Below are 268 nucleotides of genomic sequence, written 5' to 3' on the forward strand. Positions count from 1 at the left end.
AGGCTTCCTGCCATCCCGTTCTACATAGTCGAGCGCACGCGGCGTTAGCGCGATGACATCCTCTGCCTGCGGATTCAGGCGCAACGCCACCATGATGCCATCGCTCAACAGTTCCCCAAGTCTCTCCGCCTTCTCTGTACCGCGTTGGGCGAGAATGAGCTCACTGGCATCCACTCGCTGGTAGACCGCGACTTGATATCCCGTGTGTGGGTCTCTGTAGTTTTCAAGAGCCTTGTACTCGACGCCTCCGATTGCGTAAGGATTCTTC

Annotated in this window: 1 protein-coding gene; it reads right to left on the reverse strand. The window is 57.1% G+C overall.

What is annotated here, in order from left to right:
• Window positions 1-268: hypothetical protein (locus OH705_RS27505; RefSeq protein WP_416383608.1), on the reverse strand; the 268-nt coding region annotated here is incomplete at both ends.

Source organism: Pseudomonas sp. BJa3, from assembly GCF_026343815.1.
GTDB classification, from domain to species: domain Bacteria; phylum Pseudomonadota; class Gammaproteobacteria; order Pseudomonadales; family Pseudomonadaceae; genus Aquipseudomonas; species Aquipseudomonas soli.